This is a genomic window from Virgibacillus kekensis, assembly GCF_042654125.1.
Taxonomy (GTDB): domain Bacteria; phylum Bacillota; class Bacilli; order Bacillales; family Amphibacillaceae; genus Lentibacillus; species Lentibacillus kekensis.
Map to the genome: position 1 here is coordinate 1 of NZ_JBHSFU010000002.1, position 21,935 is coordinate 21,935.

The 21,935-nt window shown below is 39.2% G+C and carries 18 protein-coding genes, 1 pseudogene and 1 riboswitch; of the genes and pseudogenes, 15 read left to right on the forward strand and 4 right to left on the reverse strand.

The window, feature by feature from the left end; genetic code table 11:
* The first annotated feature begins 557 nt into the window (after positions 1–557).
* Together ACFO3D_RS00845 and ACFO3D_RS00850 are read left to right on the forward strand one after the other, a co-directional pair.
* The gene (locus tag ACFO3D_RS00845) at positions 558–1,844 is read left to right on the forward strand and encodes an APC family permease (RefSeq protein ID WP_390292682.1); all 1,287 of its coding nucleotides are present in this window, start codon (positions 558–560) and stop codon (positions 1,842–1,844) included.
* Positions 1,828–2,412, forward strand: coding sequence for a bifunctional transcriptional activator/DNA repair enzyme AdaA (locus ACFO3D_RS00850; protein WP_390292683.1), 585 nt, complete (start codon positions 1,828–1,830; stop codon positions 2,410–2,412). Before ACFO3D_RS00845 ends, ACFO3D_RS00850 begins: the two co-directional genes overlap by 17 nt.
* 313 nt (positions 2,413–2,725) lie before the next feature.
* On the opposite strand, the gene ACFO3D_RS00855 is transcribed toward ACFO3D_RS00850, so the two are convergent.
* A complete protein-coding gene (locus ACFO3D_RS00855; protein ID WP_390292684.1) occupies positions 2,726–4,141 on the reverse strand; it encodes a DUF2254 domain-containing protein in 1,416 nt (471 codons plus the stop codon).
* A gap of 430 nt (positions 4,142–4,571) precedes the next feature.
* Between ACFO3D_RS00855 and ACFO3D_RS00860 the strand changes: the two are divergent.
* Positions 4,572–5,396: pseudogene (locus ACFO3D_RS00860) on the forward strand (tyrosine-type recombinase/integrase).
* Positions 5,397–5,624: 228 nt separating this feature from the next.
* Here the strand turns inward: ACFO3D_RS00860 and ACFO3D_RS00865 are convergent.
* The gene (locus ACFO3D_RS00865; protein WP_390292685.1) at positions 5,625–6,320 is read right to left on the reverse strand and encodes a hypothetical protein; all 696 of its coding nucleotides are present in this window, start codon (positions 6,318–6,320) and stop codon (positions 5,625–5,627) included.
* Positions 6,321–7,017: 697 nt separating this feature from the next.
* Between ACFO3D_RS00865 and ACFO3D_RS00870 the strand changes: the two genes are divergently transcribed.
* The 5 genes from ACFO3D_RS00870 to ACFO3D_RS00890 all read left to right on the forward strand — a co-directional run bounded on the left by ACFO3D_RS00870 (position 7,018) and on the right by ACFO3D_RS00890 (position 12,166).
* Positions 7,018–8,004: a tRNA dihydrouridine synthase gene (locus tag ACFO3D_RS00870; protein ID WP_390292779.1), complete on the forward strand. Its 987-nt coding sequence runs from the start codon at positions 7,018–7,020 to the stop codon at positions 8,002–8,004.
* 317 nt (positions 8,005–8,321) lie between these two features.
* Entirely contained in the window at positions 8,322–8,795 is a 474-nt protein-coding gene (locus ACFO3D_RS00875) for a hypothetical protein (RefSeq protein WP_390292686.1), read from the forward strand.
* 473 nt (positions 8,796–9,268) lie between these two features.
* On the forward strand, positions 9,269–9,961 hold the full coding sequence (locus tag ACFO3D_RS00880) for a response regulator transcription factor (protein WP_390292687.1): 693 nt from the start codon (positions 9,269–9,271) through the stop codon (positions 9,959–9,961).
* Entirely contained in the window at positions 9,958–11,319 is a 1,362-nt protein-coding gene (locus ACFO3D_RS00885; protein ID WP_390292688.1) for a sensor histidine kinase, read from the forward strand. Before ACFO3D_RS00880 ends, ACFO3D_RS00885 begins: the two co-directional genes overlap by 4 nt.
* Positions 11,320–11,422: 103 nt before the next feature.
* On the forward strand, positions 11,423–12,166 hold the full coding sequence (locus ACFO3D_RS00890; RefSeq protein ID WP_390292689.1) for a PepSY domain-containing protein: 744 nt from the start codon (positions 11,423–11,425) through the stop codon (positions 12,164–12,166).
* A gap of 51 nt (positions 12,167–12,217) precedes the next feature.
* On the opposite strand, the gene ACFO3D_RS00895 is transcribed toward ACFO3D_RS00890, so the two are convergent.
* Positions 12,218–12,703: a hypothetical protein gene (locus ACFO3D_RS00895; RefSeq protein WP_390292690.1), complete on the reverse strand. Its 486-nt coding sequence runs from the start codon at positions 12,701–12,703 to the stop codon at positions 12,218–12,220.
* A gap of 115 nt (positions 12,704–12,818) precedes the next feature.
* On the opposite strand from ACFO3D_RS00895, the gene ACFO3D_RS00900 reads away from it, so the two are divergent.
* From ACFO3D_RS00900 to ACFO3D_RS00910, 3 genes are all read left to right on the forward strand, one after another.
* Positions 12,819–13,409 carry a vWA domain-containing protein gene (locus ACFO3D_RS00900; RefSeq protein ID WP_390292691.1) on the forward strand — a complete coding sequence of 197 codons (591 nt, stop codon included), beginning with the start codon at positions 12,819–12,821 and terminating at the stop codon, positions 13,407–13,409.
* 269 nt (positions 13,410–13,678) lie between these two features.
* The gene (locus tag ACFO3D_RS00905; RefSeq protein WP_390292692.1) at positions 13,679–14,209 is read left to right on the forward strand and encodes a GNAT family N-acetyltransferase; all 531 of its coding nucleotides are present in this window, start codon (positions 13,679–13,681) and stop codon (positions 14,207–14,209) included.
* Positions 14,210–14,527: 318 nt separating this feature from the next.
* Entirely contained in the window at positions 14,528–14,704 is a 177-nt protein-coding gene (locus tag ACFO3D_RS00910; protein WP_390292693.1) for a YjzC family protein, read from the forward strand.
* Positions 14,705–14,833: 129 nt separating this feature from the next.
* Here ACFO3D_RS00910 and ACFO3D_RS00915 read toward each other — a convergent pair whose 3' ends face one another.
* A complete protein-coding gene (locus ACFO3D_RS00915) occupies positions 14,834–15,649 on the reverse strand; it encodes a ZIP family metal transporter (RefSeq protein WP_390292694.1) in 816 nt (271 codons plus the stop codon).
* 515 nt (positions 15,650–16,164) lie between these two features.
* A riboswitch (cyclic di-GMP riboswitch) is annotated at positions 16,165–16,246 on the forward strand.
* 71 nt (positions 16,247–16,317) lie between these two features.
* On the opposite strand from ACFO3D_RS00915, the gene ACFO3D_RS00920 reads away from it, so the two are divergent.
* From ACFO3D_RS00920 to ACFO3D_RS00935, 4 genes are all read left to right on the forward strand, one after another.
* Positions 16,318–18,585 (forward strand): putative bifunctional diguanylate cyclase/phosphodiesterase, encoded by a 2,268-nt coding sequence (locus ACFO3D_RS00920; RefSeq protein ID WP_390292695.1) that lies wholly within the window; start codon positions 16,318–16,320, stop codon positions 18,583–18,585.
* 125 nt (positions 18,586–18,710) lie between these two features.
* Entirely contained in the window at positions 18,711–20,108 is a 1,398-nt protein-coding gene (locus tag ACFO3D_RS00925; protein ID WP_390292696.1) for a hypothetical protein, read from the forward strand.
* 103 nt (positions 20,109–20,211) lie between these two features.
* Positions 20,212–21,132 (forward strand): heme o synthase, encoded by a 921-nt coding sequence (gene cyoE, locus ACFO3D_RS00930; protein WP_390292697.1) that lies wholly within the window; start codon positions 20,212–20,214, stop codon positions 21,130–21,132.
* A gap of 40 nt (positions 21,133–21,172) precedes the next feature.
* On the forward strand, positions 21,173–21,451 hold the full coding sequence (locus ACFO3D_RS00935; protein WP_390292699.1) for a GNAT family N-acetyltransferase: 279 nt from the start codon (positions 21,173–21,175) through the stop codon (positions 21,449–21,451).
* Positions 21,452–21,935 lie beyond the last annotated feature (484 nt).

The window sequence follows — 21,935 nt, forward strand, 5'->3', positions numbered from 1 at the left end:
ACTATATTTGGCCATAAAAACACCCCCGAAAGTTAGATTTTCTACTCTAACTTTCGGGGGTTGGTACCTAAGATGGTTTGCTCTTTTTAATAATAATCCATGCAACAAACGGGCGCGTTTGTCTTAAACGCGTCTTTTTGTATAGGGCTATTTTATGGAAGATTATTTGTTGGAACTATTTCGGGTTTGTTTGTCAGTCTCGATTTTAACTGAATAATTTAAAAGGTGACTTTGTCAGCTTTTTTTGTTTGTTCTTCGCTAATTTTTAACGACCTTTTATTCCAGGCGGTTATTCTAACCATTCGTGTTTAATCATGATATCGGATCAGCTTTTGACAAGTTCGGAAACTTCTAACGATAACATTTGAACAATTCGTGGGAGAAACATGTAATTAGACTGCAAATGGTCGCTGATCATGAAAAGGACCATTATGTGGAATAAAAACTACTATAAAAATTTGCCTTTAGACCGTTTCATTATCGAATTAAACCGCAAAAAACAAGAAGAATCGTTCTTCCCTTTTTAGTATACTAAATGCTGAAAAAGGGGTGAGATCATGAACAATAGATCTATTGGATTATTTCAAGGAATTGCATTATATATTGCAGCCATATTAGGATCAGGCGTCCTTTTTTTGTCAGGAGTTACAGCTTCAATAGCGGGCCCTGCGTCGATTGTATCCTGGCTTATCATTATTTTCATTAGTTTTCCGCTTGCCTATTCTTTTGCGAGTTTGGCACGAAAATATCCAGATGCTGGTGGGGCAGCAACTTTTGTTAGAAAATCTTTCGGATATCACCTTGGTAATATTGTTGGATGGTTTTACTTTGTAACCGCAGCAGTCGGGCAAACAATCGTATCCTTGACTGGTGCTTTTTACGTCAGTGAAGCTTTTGGATTTTCTCCCTTTGTAACAACCTTAATTGCCGTCTTTATTTTGGTGATTGCAGGTGTTTCAAATTATTACGGTGTAAATGTCAGTGGTAAAGTCGCATTGATTTTAAGCGCTTTGTTACTTGTACTTTTACTATCAGCCGTATTTGTGTCGTTGCCTAATATACAATGGGGGAATTTCACACCTTTTATTCCAAATGGATGGTTTTCCGTTGGAAGTGCTATGACGGTTATCTTTTGGTCGTTTTTCGGTTGGGAGGCCATTTGTAATCTGGCTAATAATTTTAAAAAACCGGACAAAGATATTGTTAAGGGGGCCGTTGTTAGTGCAGTTATCATTGGTGTGCTATTTTTGGCGTTAAGTCTGGTCACCATTGGAACGGCTACGTATGGTAGTAATGAAAGCAACCTGTCTCCTATTGGTGTTATAATGGGAGATGCAGTGGGTGCAGGGGCCAAATTTGTTACAGCTATTTTAGCATTAATCATTTGCACAGGAACATCAAATGCATTTGTGGCCAGTCTAACGCAATTAGGGTATTCATTAAGCAGGGATGGTGCCTTCCCAAAAGCTCTTTCAAGACTGCATACAACGACTCAAATTCCGAGAAGGATGGTATTGTTTGTAATCTGCTTTTCGGCGGTAGGTGTTTTAGTGGTAAAGGCTTTGTCGCTGACGTTCGATGATATTTTGTTTATCCCTACCTTTCTTGGAATTTTGGTCTATATTCTTTCGATGGCAGCAGGGGTGAGATTGTTTAAGAAGAGAACACTGTCATGGTGGGCATCATTAACTGCTTTTATTTTATGCTTGCTGGTAATCCCATTTTTCCAACTGTATATTTTTGTTCCGTTAATTGTCGTGGCTTTATATGCGATTTATATGATTTTGGATAAGAAGATTTTTGCCTACAAGGGAGGGTTGAAATCTAATGAAGGATCAAAATGATATTTCCAAGGATACAATGTGGAAGGCAACAGTATCATGTGATTCAGTTTATGATGGGATATTCTTTTATGCAGTAAAGACAACAGGTATTTTTTGCCGACCGTCATGCAAATCAAAAGTTCCGAATGTTGATAACGTATCCTTCTTTTCCAATGTAGCGGAAGCTCAAAAAGCAGGGTACCGACCCTGTAAAAGGTGTCGTCCCGACTTAGAATCAAAGAGTTACGATCCGTTTCAGTCGATTATAGAAGATACAAAGAAGGTCATAAAGAATAATTATTGCCAAAAGATGCCCTTAAATGAAGTAGCTTTAAAGGTAGGGGTCAGTCGTTTTCATTTAAACCGAATCTTTAAGAACAGAACTGGCTATACGCCACATATGTATTTGGAAGAAATCAGAATCAAGAAGGCGAAAGAGCTACTTTTAATGACTAAGTTAAACAGCACGGAAATTGGCTATCAAATAGGATATCAAAGCATTTCCAGTTTTTATAATGCGTTTAAACGGAGTACTGGACTTTCGCCAAGCCAATTTCAAGCAAATCATGTGGAAACAGAAATTTATTAAGGGTTTAAGCTGGATTTGTTATCCTTTCAACAATCGGGCGCAATTCTTTAACAAGGATTGCGTAATTTCATATTTGACACAAATTCTGATAGAAAGGAGAAATGAAATTGGAGTGCCAATTTTGCGGTAATAAAACAAACGAGTATGATCCTTATCCTACGGTTTGTGAAAGTTGCTATGATGAAATAAATCTTGAAAATCCTTCTGGAGAATGGAAAAATTACGAGTAATCTTATTTCGGAATACACACATATTATGTAGTAGTTTATTCAATTAATAGGGCGCTTTAATTCTAAAGTGGGGTTCTTTAACATTATTGTAATACTTTTTCCTTAAATGAATGGCCTACCTGTTTTGATATGATTTCAGTAATGTACTTGTAATTTTCCTCGTTACCCGTTACTTTTGCGATATTAAAAAGACCATCATAAAACTTTCTCTTATCTAAATGATGCATATATTTATATTCAAACCCACTTGCTGTATAAACAGCAAATTCCCATACATGTTGGTAATCACGATGGCTTAATCCTTGGGCAACCGCCTCGAGGACTTTCAATAGCTCAACGGTAATGATCACGTTATCTCTTGCATAATGCCGTATAGAGGCGAACCCAATATATAAATAATCGTCAAATCTAAGATTTTGTAAAATAAGACGAAGGTTATAATCTTTATCGGTTAAATAAGGTGTGAACTTCGCCTTCTGAGATATATTTATAAGTAAATCTCCAATCTCGTAAATGGTGGTAGTTGCAGTTTTAGGGTCATCATTACCCAATGCACGAATAGCAATTTCAACAAATTTATTGATACTGTATTCAATATCCTGAATTACCGTTTGACTATTTCCAGTATGAAACATATTTTTATATTTAAATTCATCAATGTCTGTTTTTTCTTTCTTCTTCCAATAGGTTAACAATGGCGTTGAGCCAAATACAAAATTGCCAACTTTGTATTCTAGCCGAATAATGAGATCATCCTTGCATGCCTCCTCAATCAATGGAATAAAATCAACGGTTTGTAAATAACCCGAATTATCAATACCTACTATTTGATGTCCCTGGGATTCCGGGATTTGACCTTTTATTGCCCCTTCATTATCTACCCTGTAAGGCTGAAGCTCACTAAGCAAGGAATTCTCAATAATTTCGATGGATTCCCTTTTCATATCACCCATCATATTTGACACTTGTAGCCAAGTGACAATATGGTTAATAAAAATAACAAAAGCTCCTAAACATAAAGCTGCCAGAAATGTGGCTGTTACTGGGATCAAGAAATATTGGGAGGCCGTTTCCTCGTTTAGAAATAATAAACAAAACAATACATACAGGAAGCTCCCATTAAAAATCCCTAGTGTTCGCTGTGTCACATTTGTCATCATAAAATTCTTTAGTATTCTCGGGGAAAATTGGCTGGCGAAAGTAGTTAAAGCTGTTAACACACCATAAAAGGTAAAGGCGTTTAATGATAAAAGTCCTGCTGTTAAGGTACTTAAAATCGTTTTGGTCAATTGATAATCTGCACTAAGAAGCAAAGGAATCATGTTGTCAAACTCCATCTTCAGGTCTGCCCACACGGTTAGAACAAAAAGCAATAGAAATAACCCTGCATAAATAATCGGCGTCACCCAAATGTTTGAGTAACTTTGGTGCCATTTCTCTCTTTTTGACATGTTTTTGTATTTCTTCTTGTTGGTTTGGAATTTATTCTGATTCTTCATTTCGACACCCCTCTAAGGCACATGATGTATATACTCTCCTATACCCTTCATTTTCGTTTTTTAATATTATTAGAAAAGAAAAACTTGTTTGCTGATAGATTCCACTAAAATCAAAAAAATCGGACATGTAATTATATGGAAACCAGACCTAAGTCAATGTTTCAAGGATCTGAGTAAAGGAAAAATTAGCCCTTAAAGGTTTTTGTCTGATACTACCTCTTTCTTTACCAAAGATAAATATAGTTTTGGATCATTACATTGTTCAAGAATAGGGCGATTTTACCTTTCAGGAAAGGACGCCTTTTCTGTATTTTTGTGATAACTCAAGGGTTTGTATTTTATTATACATTTCGATTGTTGAATAAAGGTTTTGTAAAAAGACCATACTGGAATCAAATTAATTGATTCATAGTATAGGGGCGTGAAAAACATGTTGTTGTCGGAAGCATGGGAGAAATACCATTCAGATAAAAGAATTGAAGGCTATTCTCCTCTTACTTTGAAAATGTATGGCTTTCAATGTAATCTTTTAAAGCGTTATTTTAGTGATATTAGAATGGGAGACATTACAACAGAAAATTTGAAACAATACCTGAGCGAAGCTGGGGAACAATTGAAACTATCTAGTTTGGGTCATCGTGTACGATTTATTAAGTCGTTGTTTAAATGGACCCATGAAGAGGGTTTTATCTTAAAAAACCCGGCTGAAAAGTTAAAAGAACCTAAGTTAGGCAAGCGAATTCCAAAATTTCTATCTGAACATGAAATTGAGCATCTTCGTGAAGGAAGAAAGCTTTGTTTGAATTTTTTTATTCGACTGGCTGCCGGATTGGAGAAGTCGCGAAATTAAATCGAGACGATATTAATTTCACAGGAAACTCGGTTATTGTACATGGAAAAGGTGATAAGGAAAGAGAAGTATACTTTAATGTACGCTGTGCGATTTGGTTAAAAAGGTATTTAGACGAACGGGACGATGATGAACCCTGTTTATTTGTCACAGAGCGTAAACCCAAAAGACGTATGAGTGTATTCTTTGAGGTATATTGTCAAACGTATTTCTAATCGTGCTGGAATCAAAAAAACAATTCATCCTCATCAATTACGTCACAGTTATGTTACACACATGATAGACAACGGCGCCCCCCTGGAAGTAATTCAAAGCCTTCTTGGTCATGAAAAGAGTGAAACAACAAGGATTTATGCTCATCTCAGCGGAAAATTAAGACATGATTTTTATAGCAAGTATTTTTAAAGGTGGATTTATTATATACATTGTATTTCGAATATTACCTTTTGTTTAAAATTAATTTGAACAATTCGTGGGAGAAACATGTAATTAGACTGCAAATGGTCGCTGATCATGAAAAGGGCCAGATTGTAGAACAAATCAAACTTGTAATTCATAATGTCTTACAATTAGCACAGGATACTTAAAAAAAGAATCATAAAATTATTAGGATAGATTCTAAAAAGCATTATATTAATGGTAGTCAGTATTTTGGTTATGGTTAGGTTCAACCATATCATTAATTTTTTCTCTCGCTTGTTCAACCATTTCGTCAGTAATCATTACAACGTCTGTGTCATATTTTTCTTCATTTGAAACATCAAATTGAAGTTTCTCTGCATAAGGTGCTGGTCTATTCATCATATAAGCAGACATAACTTCACACAAGACCTCACGAGCTTCTTCAGAGTTTAGCTTTCCTGTAACAATATCATTCATTACGTTAAGGGCAGTAAAATTAGCTGCCTCTATATCACAACGGGAAGATACCTCTCCTCTTGTCTTTTCGACGATAATACTTCCATCAAACTTCGCTAGCTCACTCAACTTCTCTGGTGGCACCTGATAATTAATTAAATTTTCGATTACATCGGTATGAGGTTGTGGGAAATCATGTGGGATTTCATCACGATATACAATCGATCGTTTCCATGGTCCGTTGTTATACCAAATCAATCGGCTTTGAGTAGCTTCGTTTGGGGGGCCATATTGTTCAATTGTAAGATAAGCTGCCTTTGTGGACATGGCATTCCAATCATTAACAATAGCTTCAACAGTCTCCATATTTTCAAAAGTTTTAGTCGTTTTCTCAGCACCACCGACGGTTTGTACTTTAAAATCACTTCCCATGGCAATTCCTGCAACTTTCAATTTCTCTTTTTGTTCCATAGTTTACCTCCTGGACTACATTTCAGTGTCTGTTTTTAATATGTGTAAAACAAATGAATATAAACATTTTAATTAAGGAAAAAGTAACTCAGTCAGATTTTAAGGAATGTAGCTGTCTTATTAAGAGAGATAAAAATTCTTTCTGAAATAATATGAATATTTCGTTCGAATGGAACCACCTTCACGGGGCTTTTCTAGTGATTGCAGGTATCATCATATCCTCAACGAATAAAAAGGGAAAAAATAAACAATTAATCAACAAGAAAAGAAACATTTAATATTGAAGCTACTTATTTGTTAGTATCCTACAAATTATTTATTCCATTAAAGGGCGCGTTTGCTGAACATCAAAGCCTAATTTCTCACTAAAGATAATGAGGAATTACGCTTTTTTTATCTTTCAAAATCTTTAACGTTATATGTTAGAGAACTAAAAAAAAGCAATCAATATCCTTGAAGGGCTGACTCCTACAATGAGTCGGTCCTTTTAATATTTACTGGGTAATTCAATTCGGGTTTACAACGAGTGTCTAGTTAAAATAAACAATAGTTTGTAAAAAATAACATTTCCGATTGGATTGATATAACATGCTTAATCATGGTATAAGTGTAAAAGAAGCAGAGAGATTTTTTGCTTTTTATTTTTGGGATAAGAATTTGATCTGTTGTCCCATAATGAGAGGATTGGAATTTGAGTATGGTAGATAATTTTTGGCGTGATTTACCACGACCATTTTTTATACTGGCACCGATGGAAGATGTGACTAGCGTTGTTTTTCGTCATGTAGTAAGTGAAGCCGCCAGACCTGATGTGTTTTTTACAGAGTTTACAAACACGGAGAGTTATTGTCACCCAGATGGGAACCAAAGTGTGCGTGGGCGTCTGGCTTTCACAGAGGATGAACAGCCAATTGTGGCCCATATATGGGGGGACAAACCCGAATACTTTCGACAAATGAGTATTGGTATGGCCGAGCAAGGATTTAAGGGAGTGGACATCAATATGGGGTGTCCTGTACAAAATGTGGCACCAAAAGGGAAGGGGTCTGGTCTTATCCGTAGACCGGACGTTGCAGCAGACCTTATAGAAGCGGCAAAAGCAGGTGGATTGCCTGTAAGTGTGAAAACAAGGCTTGGTTACACGGATTTAGACGAATGGCACGATTGGCTAACACACTTATTGAAACAAGACATCGTCAATCTTTCCATTCATCTGCGAACAAGAAAGGAAATGAGCAATGTGGATGCTCATTGGGAATTAATTCCGGAGATTAAGAAACTTCGTGATCAAGTGGCACCAGATACCCTTTTGACAATCAATGGGGATATTCCTGACCGTCAAACTGGCTTGGAGCTCGTTAATCGATACGGTGTTGATGGTGTTATGATTGGGCGTGGTATTTTTAAAAATCCATTTGCCTTCGAAAAGCAGCCGAAAGACCATAGTAGTAAGGAAATGCTTGATCTCTTAAGGTTGCAGCTTGATCTCCATGATAAATACTCAAATGAATTAGAGCCACGTCCATTCAGGCCTCTCCGTCGTTTTTTTAAGATATATGTTCGTGGGTTTCGAGGTGCTAGTGAATTAAGAAATCAATTGATGAGTACAGAGTCAACAGATGAAGTCCGTGTATTGCTCGATGACTTTGCACGAAAGAATGCTGAGATGACGGGGGAACTATAAAAGTGTTCTATTTCATGGTAAAAGCGAAGTCGACGTTAAACTAATGTGCCCCCAAAAGTTATATTCTATATTAAGCAGTTAATTGGCTGGTGTGAATGCGGTATTAAACCGGACTCATACCTGCCAATTTTATTTTATACGCTTTTTATTACAGTTATTCTATATTAGGTTATCAATTTGAATTTTAAAAAACGCAAATGGAAGATCATTACTTTCTTCGCAATGCAGTGGTAAGGGGTTGGAGGGATTTGATGTTGATGATAATATTTGTAAGAGAGATCATTACTAATTATTCTTTTAAAGAGGGTGAGAAATAATTGAATTTAGTTGAGGTGTTTGAAAAGCAGGTTATTGAGACAAACCAGCAAAAGATGAATGATGCCTTGTATAATTTGAAACATAATAACAGTGTCCAACGAAACTTCAGGGAGCTTGCTGATAATAATATAATGTTAGAAAGAATAACCCTGATCATAAAAGAGAGTTCTCTGATGGATGAAGATAGAAAACATTGGCTAACAAAAAGAGATGAACTTAATAAGAGACGTGAGCGAGCACATTTAGAGTTATTACAAATGGGCTTTGAAGAGTCGTGGATAAAAACATTGGTTGAATCTGAGATGAAAACGTTGAAAAGTATCACGGATAAGGCCAGGAATGCTGCATATAATAACTATTTTGGTACCACCAGTATTGATGAAATAGATATATTTGACGAGAGATGGGTTCAAGTAGAAGAATATATGAAAAACGTAAAGGCTAATTTTATTGAAGGTATAGACCCGGCTTAATACAGGGTATGTTCTCTCAAGCTTTCCTTTCATGTTATTTACTGCTATTGAAAAACTAGGACTGGACAAGGGACGGGTCTAGGTTTGCCAATTGCGAAGAGCTTGGAAAAAATGAAAGGTAGCCTTACTGCTGAGTTAGTAGAATATCAATCATTTATCAAGTTTGAGTGGGTATATTGATTACATTCATTACCTGAGTTCCTGGAGACTGGAGTGCAACGATAATTTTTGCTGTCCAAGTCATGTTGGAGTCGTAGCGAGAATCGTAAAAGAAAATGTAATACGATGAGAATAAAAGATGGAACTCAATTTGAGTGCCATCTTTTTTTAGCGGTAAGAAGTATCGAACTTACCTGCATAAAGGAAATAAACATAAATTAACCCCAAAGCTGTCTCGAATAGTATAATAATTGTTAGAACATGTGCCTTGAATCAACGATTCTTTGAAAATATCGAACAAAGCAGGTGGGACAATGAGTAATCCTCATATATTAATTGTAGAAGATGATCAGAAAATAAGCAGAGTCTTGCAGCTAGAACTGGAATATGAAAACTACAAAACAGAAACAGCTAACGATGGTAAGCGTGCTCTCAAGCTTATGGAAGAGAAAGAGTGGGATTTGATTCTACTAGATATAATGATTCCCGAACTAAGTGGACTTGAAGTACTCCGTAGAATAAGAAAAACTGATCAGATGACACCGATTATTTTAGTAACAGCAAGGGATCAGGTTTTTGACAAAGTAAGTGGATTGGATTCAGGGGCGAATGATTACATAACGAAGCCATTTCAAATTGAAGAGCTGTTAGCCCGAATTCGTGTGCATTTAAGGGTACCTAAACTAACAAAAGAAGTACAGAATATATTGTCGGTTGGCGATCTCACCGTTGATTTGGATGGACATGAAGTGAGGCGTGAAGAGCGTTTAATCGAACTAACAGCCAGAGAATTTGATTTGCTTTCATGCTTGTTAAAAAATAAAAACATTGTGATGACTAGGGAGCAGCTTATCGAACAGGTGTGGGGATTTGATTACTACGGTGAAACCAATGTGGTGGATGTCTACATCCGATATCTTCGCCAAAAGATAGATAAGAATTATGATCCGGCATATATTCAAACTGTACGAGGAGTCGGTTATACCATAAAGGACCTTAAATTATGAAACTCAGAACCAAGATACAGCTATATTCCAGTCTGTTTATGTTTGTATTGGTATTGGCCGTCAATATTGCAGCGTACTATTTCTTTTATAATATGAGCACTGATGTAGAGCTTGAAGAACTCAACCTTCTAACGGAGGATGTTATCGCAGCGTTGAATGAAAATCCTACCGTAGACCCGGGAGATCTGATGAAGGCTTACTTGCCGGGTAACGGTACGGTCCGAGTTATCCTAGAAAACGGTGTACCCGTCATTGAACAGACGCGATCAAAGGAATACCAAACCCTTCCATGGGAGTTCTCCGATGCCGAATCACGGAAAATTATTGAGCAGGATAATGCTCCTGATATTGCTGTTATAGAAAAGCCGATAGTCTGGCCTTCAGGTGCTCGAGAAGGTGAAGTTGTTACAATTCAGATCTCCAACCGTCTGGTATCCCTGCATGAGACAATGCGCACACTATTCTATGTGCTGGCAACATTGTCTATCCTCGTGCTAATCCCGGTGATCGTGGCGGGGGCATTTTTAGGCAGATTTCTATTAAGCCCAATCCAAAACTTGATTCGTATAATGAGGGGCAACATGACTCAGGGGGATTGGAAGAAAATCAACAATACAAATAAATCTCATGACGAAATTTATGAAATGGAAATGACATTTAACGAAATGATTGATCGAATAAAAGTAAGTTATGAGAAACAGGAAATGTTTGTTTCCGATGCGTCCCACGAGTTAAAAACACCCATTCAGGTTATAAAAAGCTATGCCCAACTCTTGGCGAGAAGGGATACCATCAGCAGCGATTTATACAAAGAGTCCTTCGAAGCAATCGATTCTGAAACAGACAGGGTCAAAAAGCTGGTAGACCAAATGCTTGCTCTTGCGAAGAACAAACAGCTTGGTAAGAAAGAGAACATTAAGCTTGATGAACTTGCAACGGATGCAATTTCGAGGCTACAGGGAGTACATGGAAGAGATATTAGACTAATCACAGACGGTTCTGAGCCTATTGTATATGGTAGCAAGTCTCAGTTGGATCAGGTAATAAGTATATTAATCGATAATGCTATAAAATACAGCGAAACAGAGATTGAAGTACATGTTTTGCAAGATAGCGATATGGCGCTTCTTCAGGTCAGAGACTTTGGCCAGGGAATAACAGAAGAAGAGCAGAAGAGCATCTTCGACCGTTTTTACCGGGTGGATAAAGCACGGAGCCGGGATACCGGAGGCACTGGTCTGGGACTTTCCATTGCGCACGCTATAACCGCAGCTCATGAAGGGGAATTGTCAGTTGTGAGTGATCAGGGCCTTGGTTCTACTTTTACGCTTAGATTAGCATTGGTAAACTCCGAATGAGATAAGAATAATTATTTTTTAATCTGATTCTAATCTTCGTTACATCCTTTCTTCATAAAAGGAAGGTAATCTAAACATATCAACTAATTAGGAGGTAACGAATATGAAGAAGAAAGTATTAGCAACGGTTGGAGCCATGGCGACAGCAGGAGTTATCGGATTTACTTTTACACAGTCCGGAGTGGTAAATGCTGATCCTGAATTAACAAGGGATGATATTCAAAAACAGGTCAAGGAACTTTATCCAGGGGAAATTACTGAACTTGAATTAGACAAAGAAGGCAATAAGGCAGTTTATGAAGTAGAGATAAAACTGGAAGGGAAAGAATACGAATTAAAGATTAATGGGGATAATGGAGAAGTTATCAAACTGGAGGAAAAGATAAAAGTATCCAGCAATTCATCCCAAAAGAAAGATGATGAAAAAGATGACCAATCATCCAATCAAGGGGATGACCAGCACGATGATACAAAGACCCCTCCAAGTGATGAGAATACAGTAGAAAAGAAAGATGATGCCAACGATGACGCCGACGACAATCGTAATGCAACCAGCGATGATACACCAACTAAAACGAAGACTGATAAGAAAACAATAATTGGGATGAGAGAGGCGGAGACCATTGCACTGAAAAACTTCTCAGGAACCATTGTTGAAAAAGAACTCGAAGAAGATGATGGCCGCCAAGTCTACCAAGTGGAAATCGTTAATGGTAATCGCCAGGCTGAGATTGAAATAGATGCCTATACAGGCGAAGTCCTTGTAATGGAAATCGAAACAGAAGACGATACAGAAGATGATGCAGACGACGATACAGAAGATGATACAGACGACGATAACGAATAATGGGACAGAGGGACAGGCATACTGTCCCTCTGATTTTTATAACTGTTAATATCAATATAATCCAGTTAATGGCTTCAGGCTAAAGTAGTCCAATGCCTGGTTGACATCATGAAGGTCATATATATTCTTTTCCAGGCAAAATTGAATCACCAGGTCATACGTATCGCTATCGGACAAAGAATAGCCTGCCGAGTCTAATAGTTCCCCAGTCTCTTCATACGATAGTTCCAGGGAAAACGCTAGTGCAATAACCGTATTTTTTCCGGCTTGGTAATCCGGATTGGAGCGGATTTTGGAAAAATGTCTTCGATCTATCCCAGCCCGCTTATAAACCTCCGAATCCTTGAGCCCCTTTTCATCTACGTACCTGAACAATACCTGGTTGAGGGTGGGCTTCCGATTCTTTTTAATGAAATCCTCCAGTTCTCCATGAATCGAGTCTTCCTGGATACTATAATTTATTTGTTCCTGAGGCTCCATCATGCTAAACGTTCGTTCTTCCAGATGGTCGTTAATATACCTCTCAAGCTCAATCAATAATGTTTTATCCAGAATCTTTCCCACCTCCCAAAATTGTCGCTTATCAGGCGACCACAGAAGAAATTAATCTGGTTATTATTATAACAGATTAACTTTTAGGGAGATGAATATTATGAAAAACAACGTAACTGAAATTATTTTTTTGCTTGACCGAAGCGGATCAATGTCAGGCCTCGAAAATGATACAATCGGTGGGTTTAACAGTTTTATCGAAAAGCAGTGCAAGCTGGATGGTGAAACAGTTCTTACAACTGCTCTGTTTGATCATGACTACGAGTTATTGTGGAATGGCGTTGATGCAAATCACGTGAAACTGACGGATAAGGAATATCATGTCCGTGGTACTACCGCTTTATTGGACGCTGTCGGTAAAACCATTCTGGATGTTGGGTACAGACTATCTAGAACATCGGCAAACTATAGACCAGATCACGTGATGTTTGTGATCACTACCGATGGAATGGAGAATTCTAGCAGAGAATTCACTTATGAAAAGGTAAAAGAACTGATAAAACACCAACAGAAAAAATATGACTGGGAGTTTATTTTCATGGGAGCTAACATTGATGCCGCCGAGGAAGCAGACAGTATAGGCATCGCACGGGAAAAGGCCTTTAATTTTGAGGCTTCTACAGAAGGTGTAGAGGTAATGTACGATATGGTTGCCGAAGCGGTTACGGAAAGTAGGAAAAAAATAGAATAGTATGGAGGGAAGAGAAAAGGCAATCAATTCTACCAGAAGAGAGCTGGAGAATTGGTGTCTTTTTTCTTTATAGGACTATTTTTCCGAGGTTGCAGAGGGGGATACGTATTTTAATTTTAGGCAGGCAACGTAAATACTAGGATGAAGGACGGGACGGTGAACCATGAGAAGAATTAACATGGAAGAGAGATTATCTAATTATTTGCAGGAGTTCTGAAAGATTTATTGAATGATATTATATGAGAAATCGAAAAGGAGATGAATCTCTCATGGAACTACGCGATGGTACAGATGTATTTCAATTGCGGCAGGCAAACAGGGAAGACCTGGACCGGATTCTCGAGCTTCTCGTCCAGGCAGCTGAATGGCTGCAGACCAAGAAAACGACTCAATGGGATTATTACTTAACAAATCTGGAAGATAATACGAAAGAGGTCCAGGAATCTATTAAGAATAGCGGCACATATCTGGTGGAGCATGAGGGAAAAGCAATTGCCACCATAACACTTGAAGACTCCCCAAACGACTGGGATACCGATATATGGGGTGAAGACATACATGATGATGGCGTTGTGTATTTACATAGAATTGTCGTTCATCGGGATTATGCTGGACGGGGGATAGGTAAACAGCTCATAGATTGGGCAAAGAAATTCGTAAGAGATGGAGGTGGAAAATATATCAGGTTTGATTGCCTGGGGGACAATGAAGGTCTTAACACTTATTATCAGCGCCATTATCCCTTGAAAGGAATCGCCAATATCTACGGCAAACATTGCAAATATGAATTGGAATTATAAAAAGGAGGTCCTCACAGGCCTTCTTTTTTCAATGTTATGCCAAGTGGGGTTGCACCATCGCTTTCTGTGGTGTATAAATCTGAAAAGTGTCTATTTATTTTTGTTTTTGTTGCCGGCAAAAACGGCTATAAAAATCACGAACAACGCAACTATAATGGAAGTATTCAAGTGATGAACTCCTTTCGTTGCCTGTTACATAATATTCATCCATATTACAGAAATATTAAAACAGGAAACTATTACCTGAAAAAATTAGTCGTCTTCTAAAGAGAGAATGAATATCTATGTATAAATAAATTTTATCGGAGGTGTTCTATCATGACAAATAAACAGTATAAGACTGGCGAAAAAGCGTCAGAGAGCGGCAAGTACAAAGTGGACAAACTAGTAAATGGCAACACCAGTGGCGATAATACAGAGATTGATATGAACGAAGGGGACTCTTTCCCGCCATCACCGTCAGAGAATGAAGCAGCTTACTGGGTAAAAGTTTAATTAAACGTTTGATTAGTCCCCCTCTAGTAAACATGCATGGAACACCACCCAAAGAAGACAAGTAGAAAAGCAAGGAGCTAAGCAGAGGGAACGGCTGGTTCTGTTCCGGTGCTTAGCTCCTTTTTAAGTTTATCCTAAGGCAACATCCAGGATCATCATGATGGTAAACCCAATCATCAATGCCATGGAGGCAAGGTCTTTATTTCCATTTTCCTGTGAACCGGGGATAACTTCCTCGGCAACAACAAAAATCATTGCTCCTGCCGCAAAACTTAACGCGAACGGGAGGATCGGCTCCATTAGAGTTACTGCCAGGACTCCGACCAGTGCTGCAATAGGTTCGACCATTCCGGAAAACTGACCAAAAAGGAAACTCTTTCTCCGAGACATGCCTTCTCTGCGCAATGGCATGGAAACTGCAGTACCTTCAGGAAGGTTCTGAATTCCCATCCCAATCGCAAGTGTTACCGCACCAGCAAGTGATGCGGAGGGGGACCCGGATGCAATTGCCCCAAAGGCGATACCTACAGCAAGCCCTTCAGGAATATTATGCAATGTCACTGCTAAAACCAGGAGTGTACTCCTTCGTTTTGTAGCGGGTTGGAGTCCTTCTGCTTCTTTCATTGGCAGGCCCGGGTGCAGGTGGGGGATAATTTTATCGATGCCCCAGAGGAAGATGGCCCCGAGCAGGAATCCAGAGGCTGCCGGGACCCACGCAGGAAATGAACCGTTCTCCGCCATAGCAAGCGCTGGTGATAAGAGTGACCAGAAACTTGCTGCAATCATGACGCCCCCGGCAAATCCGAGCATTCCGTCCATAAGCTTCTCATTAACTGCTTTAGTTGTGAATACAAGCGCTGCCCCTAAAGCAGTCATTCCCCATGTGAAAAGGGTGGCTATTAGCGCCTGTGTGACCGGACTTAAGCTGGTGAAAAAATCAATCATTCGTGTCATTCCCTTCTATACAAACCATATATATATAGGTTATTTCATCATCTCTAAAGTAATATATGTGTTAGCGACAAAAAGTTTCCCTTGCGAAACATATTATCCTGTATAGATATTAGTGTCAATTTTTAACCAGAACAGACATTGAGCCGCGTACTGTGTATACCCTATTCTAACTGTTGATTTGCACTGATTAATGAATTTGATGTGTGGATTGGAAGCGAGGATGTTCTGTCTGGACATTATGTAGAAGGAGAGATCTGCTTTCCTAAGAATTAACCAAAGGATATCACAGGGTAAATTCTGCCAGTAGTTATAAATATCATGACTTTTGTGGTAGGAATCGACACTTTCACTAGACCCGTATCTTACTCAAAGTATACATCATATAAGTAGGTTTGGTAGTGACCTATAAAATTAAATCAAAAGTTTAGATACATAGGCAAAAAGGATTATATTATCGGGAATCATGTGATAAAATAGTACTAGATATAAAGTAAATAGAATGATGTTTCATGAAAGGGCAAACTTATCGAAAGATAGGGACGCAAAGCTTCAGGCCTAAGGAAAAACTATGGCGGCTGAGATACCAAGGGAATTAACGCAGGTTATTTCCAGTGGAAATAACCTTTTTGTATTTCTATTTTGGAACGTGAGGGATGAATATGCTGACCACCAGACATACTGCAGTGCCCTTTTTAATTCTGGCAGTTATTATATGCTATGGATGGGCTTTTTTATATAATGAAAATGATTTTATGCGGTCAATGGGCTCTTCGTTATTCTCCATTATCGGAGGGGCTGCTAGTTGTGTCTGGCTGTTTCAGACCTATCAGCGATTAACTACCAGACTACGAGTTTCATGGTTGCTGATGAGTGTCGGTGTGCTGCTATATATAATTTCCAATTTTATCTGGCTGGTAGGGGTATTGTCTGAGGGAGTGGGGGCATATCCGGAAGCTGCCAGTATTGCCTGGCTTCTGGCTAATTTAGTTTTCTTAATAGGGCTGATTTATAAGACACATGAACTGAGCCTCAATATTCCAGGAAGTCATTACATATTTAACATTATTGTTTTTATGGTTACGGCGGCTACCATCAGTGTTCATTACCTGATTAAGCCAATTTTAAACAATACAGATGGGGCTGTGTCGGTTTCTATTTTAACGCTGGCATATCCAATCACAAACTTGAGTATCCTGTTTGTAATAACGATTCTCTATTACTTATCCCATCACAGCAGAAAAGGGAAACATCTTAAAATCCTGATTGCTGGTTTTCTATTGCAAATCGCAGGAGACACGATTTTTATAATACAAACAATTAATGGCACATATAAGCTGGGTAGTTATGTGGATCTCTTCTGGCTGATTGCCATTCTGATCATTGGGCTTGCAGGTCGCAGTGCACAGCTCACAAAAACAAATCGAAATGTGGGTATCCGACAAAATCTGAAAACCCGGGAAAATATCTTTCCTTACGCCGGTGTGATTCTTCTTATTATCCTGGTTAGCATAGATTACAATTGGGCCTTTAATGCATTAAGTATTGGATTGAGCTTAGTCTTTTTTATGGTGATAGCACGGCAAATCCTGGTGATGCGACAAAACGACGATTTACTTACCGAATTCCGAAATCTTGCGTATCATGATACCTTGACAGGGCTTAGTAACAGGACAAGTTTCCAGGAGGACCTTGATGTAGCGATTGAGACATCTAAAAAGGATTTAAGCCTGATTGGATTATTGCTGATTGATCTCGATAGATTTAAAACGGTAAATGATACACTAGGCCACCATATCGGGGATAGTCTGCTCCAGGAATCGTCCGCACGATTCCAGAAAGCACTTGGAAACCTGGACCAGATTTACCGCCTAGGTGGTGATGAGTTTGTCATCATCCTTTCCGGTACAACAAAGAGTGGCTGTGCAGCAGCTGCTGAGGCTATTCTGATTGAGTTTTCCGCCCCCTTTGTGGTTGGAGAATATAAAATTGCAGTTACCCCAAGTATTGGAGTCAGCATTTATCCTTATGATGGCTCCAATAATGGGGAAGACTTGCTGAAAAACGCAGATGCTGCCATGTACCTTGCTAAAGACAGTGGAAAAAATAATTACTGCTTTTATAATGCAGAACTGAGCAAAAGTATGGCTCGTAAGATGGAAATTGAGAGTGAGCTTCGCAAGGCTGACCGGGATAGCCAGTTCAGCATCTTCTATCAGCCGAAAATTGAACTGAAGTCCGGAGCGATTGCAGGCATGGAGGCACTAATTCGCTGGGAACACCCTAAACTTGGGGTTGTGTCTCCCACTGAATTTATTCCGATAGCCGAGGAAACAGGTCAGATTGATTCTATTGGTGAATGGGTACTTTATCAGGCGTGTCAGCAGACTGCCACCTGGCATCGTGCAGGGTATGATTCTCTTTGTATAGCTGTAAACGTGTCGGTTCGCCAATTTCAGCGTCGTGGGTTTGTTTCCACCGTAAGAAATATCCTGGAACAGACAGGATTGCCAGCACAGTATCTCGAACTGGAAATCACTGAAAGCATTATGCGGGATGTTTCGGAGACCATGAAAGTGCTTCAAGGACTGAAGAAGCTTGGAGTCAAAACTTCAATCGATGATTTTGGGACAGGTTACTCATCACTCCATATATTGAAAGAACTTCCTATCGATACGATTAAAATTGATAAGACTTTTATAAGTAATATGGAAAAGCAGGCGAACCGTTCGATGGTCAGATCAATCATAGATATAGGGTTGAATCTTAACCTTCGTGTGATTGCGGAGGGGATTGAAAGTGAAGAACAGGTTGCTATTTTAAAAGATTACCATTGTGCTCTTGGACAGGGATATTTATATTCTAAACCGATTAAAGCGGAGATGTTTGAAAAATTGCTAGCTGATAGTATTCTTTTGGCGAAGGCTTAATAAAATATATGGAAAAGGATTAGCAATTTGGAAAGCCTGCCTGATTGTTAATCCTTTTAATTTCATAGTCGGTAAAAACACTGTAATTATGTTATAGTGGTAGAAAATACAAGGGGGCGCATATGATGACCAATGAACAATTTTTAATTGTTGATCAGGAAACACCAGTACGGCTTATGGCGAAACGGTCCGCTTTTTATCTCCAAAGTGAAATAATCGAGGCATGCAGTGAGGATAATAGGATCTATTATCTGTTTTTTTATAAGGAAAAGTATATTGCCGGATATAAAGCTTCCTGTCTGGAAAATAATTCTTTTGTCGCTGAGTCCTTTAAAAAAGGAATAGTACTACAGACTCCGCATCCACTTATAAATCGGCTTCTGTCCTCACAGGATTCTTATCAACTGACCGCTGAATTCGCTCCCTTGTTGAAAAAGCTCAAGAAACGTTATCATCCCCAAGAACAAGCGTACATTCTCACTTTCTTTGAATCATTTATTTCTAAGCAAGAACTGATTGATGAAATAAAGTCGATTTTCTATGTCTATCGCCGTAATGGACAAGGTTTTCACGGCTACCGAGTTATCCGGGTCCTTAGGGACTTTGCTCCTGACCACAGCTGGGTACGGGAAATATCAGGCGATTCGATATTCCGCGACTACGCAACCCAGTATAAACGTGAAACAGAGGAACTACTTACCAAAGATCCCATTTTTGCCGAAAAAGTACTGTATGCACGTAAACATGAAAACAAGTCATTTAAGGGGCTGGAAGCTATTCTGGAGAAAGAATCCCGCTGGAATGATTTGGTTGCCCTGATGATATTCAGATTCGTCAACAACCCTACCGAAAACCTCTACCTTCCTCTAAAAAAATTACTCAGGCAGCATTTTAATGAAAGTGATTATATCCTCTCGCTTGAGTCGTTATCCGAACAGACACCCGATTACCAACCTTTACAGCAAGACCTATTCGATTTGTATATAAAAAACCAACAGCTAAAAAAAGCGGCAATGGTTATGCAGAAAAATGATTTTACGCCCACCGAAAACCAATCCGGCTATTTTGTCGATATGCTGGAACAATCGGATTTAAAGGCCTCGCACATAAAGGTTGAACAGCTAAGCAGACCAATCCAACAGATTATCAAGTTACACCCCGAAAATGCCGAAAAAGTTTTACACCGGTTGGTTGTTTTTATGCTGGAAACCCATGAACCGAGCTATATTCAAAAATGGTTAAAACCCTTTCAGGAAGGGAATGGAGAATTAGGATTGTTCAGTGACATAGACAGGATGGAAAGAATGAGCGATGATCTGGATCAGATGGGGCCGCTTGGGAAACTATATTATAAATATGGTCAGCTTGATAAAGCGATTGAATGCTTCAGCTGGGAAATGGAACTAAAGCCGGATGATACAGAGCCGCTCCAGTGGTTATCCAAGTTGTACCAAAAAGTGGGTAAAGAAGCAGAAGCCAAGGCGTACCGGCAACTGTACGTGAGCATGCAAAAACAGGCCTGACAGTACTTGTAGTGCTTTCTGCTTAAATAAAAGTCGGTAAACCTTTACAATAGATTACAGGGAACCAATTTCCCAGTTGAATTTTTCAGGAGGACCGATTTGGATGCGTACAACTGATGTCTCCGCCAAAAATAAAAATGGCGAGAGTAGTCGATCATATATTGCCGACTTTAAATCACTTTTAAAAGGAAAAGTGCTGGTCCTGAACGTCCTGCCGGTTATAGCGGGGTTTTGGTTGGCACTTTATTACAACGACAGGTCCTTTGCGGATTACTGGCAACTGTTTGTGATTACTTTTATAGGAAGTCTATTCGTTATGGCAGGTGCTCTCATTCTGAATAACTGGTATGATGCCGATATTGATGCGGTAATGGAGCGGACGAAGCATCGTCCTACGGTGACAGGAAATATGCCGCTGAGAAAAGTATTATTCGGTGGACTCGCTGTTTCGGTTGCAGGGTTTATTCTCCTTTCGTTTACTACTGTTGAAGTATTTATTTACAGTTTTATCGGATGGATTGTCTATGTTTTTCTATATACAATGTGGTCCAAACGACGTTATACATTAAATACGGTAATTGGAAGTGTGTCGGGGGCAGTAACGCCGCTAATTGGATGGGCGGCAGTTGATTCGGCCGTTCATATTGTTCCAATCACACTTTTCCTAATCGTTTTTATCTGGCAGATGCCGCATACGTTCGCCATTGCGATACGGAAATATGAGGATTATAAGGCAGCTGGTGTGGCAATGCTGCCAGTCGTTCACGGGATGGATATTACCAAAAGACAAATGGCTGTCTATTCAGTGTGTCTTTTGCCGCTGCCGTTTTATCTTTTGTCACTCGGAACGGCTTTTATCATCATTGCGACCCTGCTGAATATTGGTTATATTGCCTTGGCTATTCGAGGGTTCTTTGTGAAAGATGATGAGAAATGGGCCCGGATTATGTTCCTTTATTCGGTAAACTATCTGATGGTTCTATTTCTGACAATGATGCTCGCTGCGGTCCCGCAATTCGGTTAAAAAACTTCCATATAACAGAACATACAGGAGGAGATTTTGAATGATTGAAATCAAAAAAGGTGATAACAAATTCTATGCAGGGGAAGATGAACAAGATCCCAAAGCGGAAATTACATTTCAGCCATCAGGGGAAAATGAAATCATCGTTGATCATACCTACGTCTCCGAGGAACTGCGCGGGGAAGGTGTTGCAGGAAAGCTCGTTGATAAAGTAGTTGCTTATGCACGGGGTGAAGGGAAGAAGATTTATCCTACCTGTGAATATACGCGAAGTAAGCTGGAGCGGAATACTAATTACCATGATGTTCTGGCAAAATAATCTATAAAGTGGAGCATCCTTCCGTTGGATTGTTAGGAAGGATGCTTTTTAATATTGGCTCTTTTCATAAGCTTTGTTGCTCATTAACCCAAGCCCTTGATAGAGACTGCAACACCATTTTCCGCTACGGAAATACACTACGCTTTCACCACTCCGGGTGCAAGTACGACATCTGCTCATAAATTCGCAGTGTCTCCTTTGCCGCCGGGCTGCTGGCGAGCCTCCTCGTGCTGGCGCACTGCGGTGTCTCGCCGATGCCTTTCCTCCGATTCCCTGGATTTCAAAAAAGTTCTTTCCGTTCCCTGTTCAAGAGAGTACCTCCACTGAATATCAGGTGTTCTCAGTCTGACTGTATCACCTGAATTCACTGTCAATGTGGGCTTGTACTCGTTGCTGAAAGACCCGTGAAGGTGTTGTTCACGCAGGTTTAATGTATGTATCATAATATGCCTCCTTAAAAAATCATTCTATTATAATTTTTTAA